Origin of the sequence: Citricoccus sp. (assembly GCF_035445025.1) — a bacterium.
Classification (GTDB): Bacteria; Actinomycetota; Actinomycetes; order Actinomycetales; family Micrococcaceae; genus Citricoccus.
The window spans coordinates 30,458-39,236 of the sequence record NZ_DAOMPX010000030.1; the positions used below are offsets into that span (position 1 = coordinate 30,458).

Annotated in this window: 7 protein-coding genes; all 7 read left to right on the forward strand. The window is 72.4% G+C overall.

Translation table 11 applies throughout. The features are described from left to right. The coding region (locus PLJ28_RS10555) for an Rne/Rng family ribonuclease (RefSeq protein ID WP_324590106.1) at positions 1 to 3,144 on the forward strand (3,144 nt) is incomplete at its 5' end. A gap of 285 nt (positions 3,145 to 3,429) precedes the next feature. Further along, entirely contained in the window at positions 3,430 to 3,738 is a 309-nt protein-coding gene (rplU, locus tag PLJ28_RS10560) for a 50S ribosomal protein L21 (RefSeq protein WP_029139212.1), read from the forward strand. Positions 3,739 to 3,832: 94 nt separating this feature from the next. Then, positions 3,833 to 4,093, forward strand: coding sequence for a 50S ribosomal protein L27 (gene rpmA / locus PLJ28_RS10565; protein WP_183525304.1), 261 nt, complete (start codon positions 3,833 to 3,835; stop codon positions 4,091 to 4,093). Positions 4,094 to 4,290: 197 nt separating this feature from the next. Continuing rightward, positions 4,291 to 5,880 carry a GTPase ObgE gene (gene obgE, locus PLJ28_RS10570; RefSeq protein WP_298044584.1) on the forward strand — a complete coding sequence of 530 codons (1,590 nt, stop codon included), beginning with the start codon at positions 4,291 to 4,293 and terminating at the stop codon, positions 5,878 to 5,880. Continuing rightward, positions 5,873 to 7,033, forward strand: a complete 1,161-nt coding sequence (proB, locus tag PLJ28_RS10575; RefSeq protein ID WP_298044587.1) for a glutamate 5-kinase — start codon at positions 5,873 to 5,875, stop codon at positions 7,031 to 7,033. Before obgE ends, proB begins: the two co-directional genes overlap by 8 nt. A 10-nt stretch (positions 7,034 to 7,043) precedes the next feature. Further along, positions 7,044 to 8,402, forward strand: a complete 1,359-nt coding sequence (locus tag PLJ28_RS10580; RefSeq protein WP_370577103.1) for a glutamate-5-semialdehyde dehydrogenase — start codon at positions 7,044 to 7,046, stop codon at positions 8,400 to 8,402. Positions 8,403 to 8,484: 82 nt separating this feature from the next. After that, a complete protein-coding gene (locus PLJ28_RS10585) occupies positions 8,485 to 8,721 on the forward strand; it encodes a hypothetical protein (protein ID WP_183525314.1) in 237 nt (78 codons plus the stop codon). Positions 8,722 to 8,779 lie beyond the last annotated feature (58 nt).

Genomic DNA, 8,779 nt, shown 5'->3' on the forward strand with positions numbered 1-8,779 from the left:
GAAGCCCCGGAAGCCCCGGAAGCCCCGGAAGCCCCGGAAGCCCCGGAAGCCCCGGAAGCCCCGGCCTCCGAGGCCCCGACGGCCGCCAGCCGGCCCGAGGGCGAGGCCTCCGGCGTCGGGGACGCCGAGGACGAGGACGCCGAGCAGGCGTCCGACGGTCCGGACCAGGCGGATCCCTTCGCCGTGCCCGCCGATCCCCTGGCCCTGATCTTCCAGGCGCCGGACCTCTCGGCCATCACACCGGTTCCCACCCGGCGCCGTGACCGCGATGACCGGGATGCCGACGAGGGCCTCGCGGATGCGGATGACCGGGAGGCCCGTGACTCCGGTGACGACGGCGACGACCAGGGTGACGGAGAGGCCGAGGGGCGCTCGTCCGGTTCGCGCCGGTCCCGGCGCCGGCGCTCCCGGGGCCGCACCGGCGGCGGGGCCGCACAGGACTCCCGGGACGCAGAGGCCGGCGGCCGGGACGATGACACCTCCACCGCAGCGGACGGCGAGACGTCCGAGGACGAGCGCGGCGGTGACGGAAACGGGGACGGCTCGGGCACGCGCCGTCGTCGTCGCCGCCGTCGCGGAGACGTGGACATGGAGCTGGAGGGCGGCTCGGACGACGACCCGGAGAACACCGTCACCCGGGTCCGTGCCCCCCGTCAGTCCGCCGCCGCGGCGACCGGCCCGCAGGGCGTGACGAGCCTGAAGGGCTCCACCCGGCTGGAGGCCAAGCGCCAGCGCCGGCGCGAGTCCCGTTCCGGGGGGCGCCAGCGCCGCCACGTCATCACCGAGGCCGAGTTCCTGGCCCGCCGCGAGTCCGTGGACCGCAAGATGCTGGTCCGCCAGCGCGAGCAGCGGATCCAGATCGCGGTGATGGAGGACGGCGTGCTCGCGGAGCACTTCGTCTCCAACACCACGCAGGACTCGATGATCGGCAACGTCTACCTGGGCAAGGTGCAGAACGTGCTGCCGTCCATGGAGGCCGCGTTCGTGGACATCGGCCGGGGCCGCAACGCCGTGCTGTACGCCGGTGAGGTCAACTGGGATGCCGCCAACCTCGAGGGCAAGGCCCGCAAGATCGAGAACGCCCTGAAGTCCGGGGACTCCGTGCTCGTCCAGGTCACCAAGGACCCGGTGGGCCACAAGGGTGCGCGCCTGACCAGCCAGATCTCCCTTCCGGGGCGGTACCTGGTGTACGTGCCGGGAGGCTCGATGACGGGCATCTCCCGCAAGCTCCCCGACGTGGAGCGGTCTCGCCTGAAGAAGATCCTCAAGGACCACCTGCCGGAGAACGCCGGCGTCATCGTGCGCACCGCTGCCGAGGGGACCTCGGAGCAGGAGCTGATGAACGACATCAACCGCCTGCGCGCCCAGTGGGAGGGCATCGAGGCGAAGTCGAGGTCCACCAAGACCCTGGCCCCCGAGCTGCTGTACTCGGAGCCGGACCTGACCATCAAGGTGGTCCGGGACGTGTTCAACGAGGACTTCTCCGGGATGGTCGTCCAGGGCCCCGAGGTCTGGGACAACATCGAGGCCTATGTCACCTACGTGGCGCCGCACCTGCTGGACCGGCTCTCGCAGTGGAAGCCCGAGGACCACGGCGGCGAGGACCTGTTCGCGTCCCACCGGATCGACGAGCAGCTGCACAAGGCGCTCGAGCGCAAGGTCTTCCTGCCCTCCGGCGGTTCGCTGGTGATCGACCGCACCGAGGCGATGACCGTGGTGGACGTCAACACCGGCAAGTTCACCGGCTCCGGCGGCAACCTGGAGGAGACGGTCACCAAGAACAACCTCGAGGCGGCGGAGGAGATCGTCCGCCAGCTGCGCCTGCGGGACATCGGCGGCATCATCGTCATCGACTTCATCGACATGGTCCTCGAGTCCAACCGCGACCTCGTGCTGCGCCGGATGGTGGAGTGCCTCGGCCGCGACCGCACCAAGCATCAGGTCGCCGAGGTCACCTCGCTGGGACTGGTCCAGATGACGCGCAAGCGCATGGGCACCGGCCTGGTGGAGATCTTCTCCGAGACCTGCGAGCAGTGCAACGGCCGCGGCATCATCATCCACGACGTCCCCGTGGAGCACCGCCGCGCCCACAACTCCCAGGGCGAGCCCCGCTCCAGCGGGGGCGGCGGAGGCGGGGGCGGTGCCGCAGCGGACACCGGCGACGCCGGCCGCAAGTCCTCGCGCAGCGAGCGGCGGCGCCGCAGCCGCGAACGCCAGGCCGAGCGTGAGCGCGAGGAACTGCAGGAGGCACCGGTCGAGCAGCAGCTCAGCCCGGAGGAGGAGGCCGATCGCAAGGCCCGCGCCGAGGCCGCCCGGGCCGCCCTGCGCAACATCGCCGCGGCCACCCAGCACGCCCACGAGCCGGCCGGATCGGACCAGGCGGGAGAGGCCACCGGGGCCGCCGAGACCACGGGCGCGGCGGAGTCCGCGCAGCCCACGACGTCGGCGGAGACCGCCCAGCCTGCGGCACCGGCCGGCGGTTCCGGTCGCCGCCGGTCCCGGCGTGCCGGCAGCGACCAGGGTCAGCCGGGCCGGCAGGGTGACCAGGCCCAGCAGCCCGAGACCGACCGCGCCGTCGCCGCGGGGCAGCCGGCCGCCGCCGCGCAGGTCACCGAGCAGGCCGAGGGGGGCGCGTCCGGGCCCACCCTGACGATCGCGGGGGAGACCGTGGAGGTCCCCCGGGGGCGTCGCGGGTCGCGCCGGGCGAGCAGCCGGAAGGACCTGTCGAGCCTGGAGGACGCGCTGGACCAGCGGGGCCCCACGCAGGAGCCGAGGGAATCGCGCGAGCAGCCCGAGCCGCAGGCGTCGGCCGCCCCGGCCCAGCGGTCCCCTGAACCGGCGCCCGCGCAGACGGCACCGGTTCAGGCCCCGGCCGCGCAGGTTCCGGCGGCCCAGGCCGCCCCGGCCCGTCGCCGTCGTCGGGCCGCGTCCTCGGACGGGACCTCCGGGGAGATCCAGACCGTGGAGGTGACCGCGGCCTCCAGCAGCGGCCACCGGTTCAGCGCCTCGGTCGGCACCGCCGGGACGGGAGCCGCCGCGGCCGGTGAGTCCGCCACGGAGGGCGCTGGGGGTGCGGCCCAGGCCGCGGCGCCGTCGATCATCGGCGTCGGGGTCAAGGCCGAGGACATCACCCGCACGGAGTAGTCCGGGTCCGTCCCGAGCGCCGCGGCCGTCGACCGGCCGCGGCGCGCCGTCCCACCGGCATTTGGCCCAGCGGGGGCCCGGCGGGTAGGATAGTCACTCGGTGCTGCGCCGCCGTCGTTTCTTCTCTGCCCCTGGTGTTGGGCGTCGGAAGGCCCGCCGGTCCGCCTCAAGGTATCGCCCCCGCTGTCCGGGACCGTCCGCATTCGCCGGCCGGACACCGCTGGTTTGGGCAGGCCCTGAGTGCAGCAGAACAGAATCGTCATCGTCGAGAGAAGTGAGTCCCAAGTGGTGTACGCGATTGTCCGCGCTGGCGGCCGCCAGGAAAAGGTTTCCGTCGGAGACCTCGTTACCCTTGACCGCGTCGCCGCTGAGGCCGGAAGCTCCCTGGAGCTGCCCGCCGTCATGCTGGTGGACGGGGACAAGGTGACCACCGGTGCTGATGACCTGGCCAAGGTCAAGGTCACCGCCGAGGTCGTCGACCATTCCCGTGGCAAGAAGATTGTCATCCAGAAGTACAAGAACAAGACCGGCTACAAGAAGCGCCAGGGCCACCGGTCCGAGCTGACCACCGTCAAGGTCACCTCGATCGCCTGATCCTGCGCCTCCCGGGCTAGCCCGGTCACGCACAACCAGACCCCGCGGTTCCTGGCGAGAAGCCACCGGCCGCACCACCCCGAAGGATTGAACAATGGCACACAAGAAGGCCGGTAGTTCCTCGAAGAACGGCCGCGACTCCAACCCGCAGTTCCTCGGCGTCAAGCGCTTCGGCGGCCAGGCCGTCAACGCCGGTGAGATCCTGGTCCGCCAGCGCGGCACCAAGTTCCACCCGGGCGCCAACGTCGGCATCGGCAAGGACGACACCCTGTTCGCCCTGTCCGCCGGTGCCGTGGAGTTCGGCAACCGCCGCGGCCGCAAGGTCGTCAACATCGTTCCTGCCGCCGCTGAGTGATCACTCGCGTGACGGCACCGGGAGCATGAGCCCCCGGACCTGAACATCGCCCCGGCGGGGGCGGGCCAGCCTGGTCCGCCTCCGCCGGAGTCGTTAACAGGCACCGGTCACGGCACACTCCCTGCGGGAGTACGTCAGACTGGAGACCAGCAACACCAACAACGCCCCGGCAGAGCGGGTGCGGCAGAGAGGCGGCCATGGCGGCATTCGTGGACCGGGTGGTCCTGCACGTTTCCGGCGGACACGGAGGCCACGGCGTGGCCTCCGTGAAGCGGGAGAAGTTCAAGCCCCTGGGCGGCCCCGACGGCGGCAACGGCGGCGACGGCGGGGACGTCACCCTGGTGGTGGACTCCCAGACCACCACGCTGCTGTCCTACCACCACGCCCCCCACCGGCACGCCGGCAACGGCGGTCCCGGCAAGGGAGACTTCCGGCACGGGGCCCACGGTGAGTCCCTCACGCTCTCCGTCCCGGACGGCACCGTCGTCAAGGACATCGAGGGCAACATCCTCGCCGACCTCGTCGGTCACGGCGCCTCCTACGTGGTGGCCCACGGTGGCCAGGGCGGCCTGGGCAACGCGGCGCTGGCCTCGCAGAAGCGCAAGGCCCCCGGCTTCGCCCTGCTCGGGACCCCCGGTGAGGAACTGGACATCGTCCTGGAGCTCAAGTCAGTGGCGGACATCGCCCTGGTGGGCTTCCCCTCGGCCGGCAAGTCCTCGCTGATCGCCGCCCTGTCCGCGGCCCGGCCCAAGATCGCCGACTACCCGTTCACCACCCTCGTGCCGAACCTGGGCGTGGTGCAGGCCGGCGACGTCCGGTTCACCGTGGCCGACGTCCCGGGCCTGATCCCGGGTGCCTCCGAGGGCAAGGGCCTGGGCCTGGAGTTCCTGCGCCACGTGGAGCGCTGCGCCGCGCTGGTGCACGTGCTGGACTGCGCCTCGCTGGAGTCCGACCGGGACCCGCTGGCCGACTTCGAGGCGATCGAGGCCGAGCTGGCGGCCTACGCCGTGGAACCGACCTTCGCCCAGGCCGGGGAGGGTGTCGTCCCCCTGAACGAGCGGCCACGCATCGTGGCCATGAACAAGACGGACCTGCCGGACGGCCAGGCGATGGCCGAGATGGTGCGGGAGTCCCTCGAGGCCCGCGGACTGCGCGTCTTCGAGGTCTCCGCGGTCTCGCACAAGGGCCTGGACCCGCTGAAGTTCGCCATGGCCGGGCTCGTCCAGGAGGCCCGGGACCGGATGCCGGAGCCCGTGGAGACCGCCGAGCCCGTGGTCGTCCGGCCGCGGTCCGTGCGCGCCAAGGAGTTCGAGATCACGCGCGAGGAGCGCAACCTCGAGCCCCTGTTCCGCGTGCGCGGCACCAAGCCGGAGCGCTGGATCGCCCAGACCGACTTCACCAACGACGAGGCCGTGGGCTACCTGGCCGACCGGCTCAATCGCCTGGGCGTGGAGGACGAGCTCTTCAAGCAGGGCGCCAAGCCGGGTGACGCCGTGGTGATCGGCAGTGACGACAACGGCGTGGTCTTCGACTGGGAGCCCACCATGGCCGCCGGAGCCGAGCTGCTGGCCGGCCCGCGCGGGGCCGACCTGCGCATGGAGGAGCGGTCCCGCCCCACCCGCGAGCAGAAGCGCCAGGAGCTCGAGGACCGCAAGGCGGCCCGGGCCCGCACCCAGGCCGAACTGGAGGCCGAGCGCCGGTCGGGCATCTGGACGGAACGCTATGCGCGGGACACGGACGGCGAGAACGCCGGGACGGGGAGTGCCGAAGGGCCCGTCGATGGCTGAGCGGGTCATGAACCCCGTCACCGGACGGGACACCCTGCACCGAGCCCGCCGCCTGGTCATCAAGATCGGCTCGTCCTCGCTGACCACGCCCACCGGGGTCGACCACGCGGCCATCAACTCCCTCGTGGACACCATCGCGGCCGTGCGCTCGCGCGGCACCGAGGTCGCCCTGGTGTCCTCGGGCACCATAGCGGCGGGCATCCACCCGTTGGGCCTGGGCAAGCGACCGCGGGACCTGGCCACCCAGCAGGCCGCGGCCGCCGTGGGGCAGGGCAAGCTGCTGGCGCACTACGCCGCGTCCTTCGCCCGGCACCAGACCGAGGTGGCCCAGGTGCTGCTGACCGCCGAGGACCTGATCCGCCGCACCCAGTACACGAACGCGTTCCGGGCGCTGAACCGGTTGCTGGCCCTGGCGGTGGTGCCGATCATCAACGAGAACGACACGGTGACCACCGCGGAGATCCGGTTCGGGGACAACGACCGGCTCTCCGCCCTGGTGGCCAACCTGCTGCGCGCCGACGCGCTGCTGCTGCTCACCGACGTCGACGCCCTGTACACCGGCCCGCCCTCGCGGCCCGGTTCCCAGCGCATCCCCGCCGTCGCCTCCCGGGCCGACCTGGAGGACGTCGCGATCGGCCGGTCCGGCCCGGCCGGCGTCGGGACCGGGGGCATGGTCACCAAGGTGGACGCCGCCGGGATCGCCACCGGCTCGGGCATCCACGCCCTCGTCACCTCCGCGGCCAACGCCAATCGCGCGCTGGCGGGGGAGGACGTGGGCACCTGGTTCCAGGCCTCCGGCAGGCGCAGGACCGCGCGGAGCACCTGGCTCGGGCTGCTCGCCGAGGTGCACGGCCGGGTGGTGCTCGACGACGGCGCCGTCACCGCCGTGGTGCGGAACAAGAGGTCCCTGCTCCCGGCTGGGATCACCGGAGTGGAGGGCCGCTTCGACGCCGGTGACCCGATCGAGCTGGCCGACGCCCGGGGCACCGTGGTGGCCCGCGGACTGGTGAACTACTCCTCCTCGGAGTTGCCCCCCATGCTGGGGCGCACCACCGCCGACCTGCGCGAGGAGCTCGGCCCGGAGTACCAGCGCCCCGTGGTGCACACGGACGATTGTGTCCGGCTCTCGGCCCGGGCCCAGCGCCGCCGGTAGACTCCGGGGCATGCCCAACAGTGCCGCTGAGAACGCCGTGACCGCCGAGACCGTCGAGACCGCCCCGGACGCCCCGATGTCCGGGAGCGGTGGGGCCGACGTGCCGGAGGAGGTCCGCGAGGCCATCCGGTCCGTCGGCGAGCGTGCCCGGCGGGCCCGCCACGAACTGGCCACCGCGGGCCGGGCCCGCAAGGATGAGACGCTGCGGGCGATGGCCGCGAAGCTGCGGCTGAACACCCGGCACCTGATCGCGGAGAACAAGAAGGACGTGGCGGCCGGCCGCGAGTCCGGGACGTCCGAGGCGATGCTGGACCGGTTGTCCCTGGACGAGGCGCGGATCGAGGCCCTGGCCGTGGCGCTGGAGGAGCTGGCGGCCCTGCCGGACCCGGTCGGTGACGTGGTGCGCGGCCGCAACCTGCCGAACGGACTGCGGATGACCCAGGTCCGGGTCCCGCTCGGCACCGTGGGCGCCATCTACGAGGCCCGCCCCAACGTGACCGTGGACATCGCCGGGCTGGCCCTGAAGTCCGGCAACGCCGTCATCCTCCGCGGCGGTTCGGCCGCCCGGAACACCAATGCCGCGCTGATCTCGATCCTGCGCGAGGTCGCCGGGGACCAGGGCTTCGAGGCGGACATCATCCAGGGCATCGACCAGTACGGACGCGCCGGCGCCACCGCCCTGATGTCCGAGCGGGGCTCGGTGGACGTGCTCATCCCGCGCGGCGGCCACGACCTGATCCAGTCCGTGGTGCGCACGGCCAGGGTCCCCGTCATCGAGACCGGCGAGGGCAACGTCCACCTGTTCATCGACGCCTCCGCGCCCGTCAAGATGGCCGTGGACATCGCCCTGAACGCCAAGACGCAGCGGGTCTCGGTGTGCAACGCCGCCGAGACCCTGCTCATCCACGCCCAGGCGGAGGAGGCCGGCCGCGAGGTGTTGCGGGCCCTGTCCCGCACCGGCGTGTTCCTGCACGTGGACGAGGGCGCCCGCGCCTGGCTGCCGGACGGCGCCCAGGCCGAGACCGCTCGGGACGAGGACTGGGGACGGGAGTACCTGGCCCTGGAGATGGCCGTGAAGACGGTGGGATCCCTGGACGAGGCGATCGAGCACATCCAGCGCTGGTCCACCGGCCACACCGAGGCCATCGTCACCAACGACCTGGCCAACGCGGACCGCTTCGTCACCGAGATCGACTCCGCCGCGGTGATCGTCAACGCCTCCACCCGTTTCACCGATGGCGGTCAGCTGGGCCTGGGCGCCGAGGTGGGCATCTCCACGCAGAAGATGCACGCCCGCGGACCCATGGGCCTCGAGGAGCTCACCACCACCAAGTGGGTGCTTCGCGGGGAGGGCCAGGTCCGGATCTGAACGGGGGACGTACTAGGATGGGGCCCAGACATCACCGTGACCTGTGGCCGGATGACCGGCCCCTTCGAGGGAGATCCACCAGATGAACACCATCACCGCCCTGACCGTCCTGGCCGCCGAGGAGCACCTCGTGGTCAACCCGCTGTTCCTGCCGGCCCCGGTCATCGGCGTGGGTTCCTTCCTGCTCTTCCTGCTGATGCTGGCCGCCGTCATGGGCCTGCGCTCCGTCGGCCGGCGCCACGAGGTGCCGGGCGTCGACGACTACCACCAGGGTCGTGGCTACGACGAGCGCGAGCACAGCCACTGGGGAACCCACTGATCCTCCGCCGAACTCCCGCCGCGTAGTGACCGACTCACTCCCCGAGCCCACCCAGACC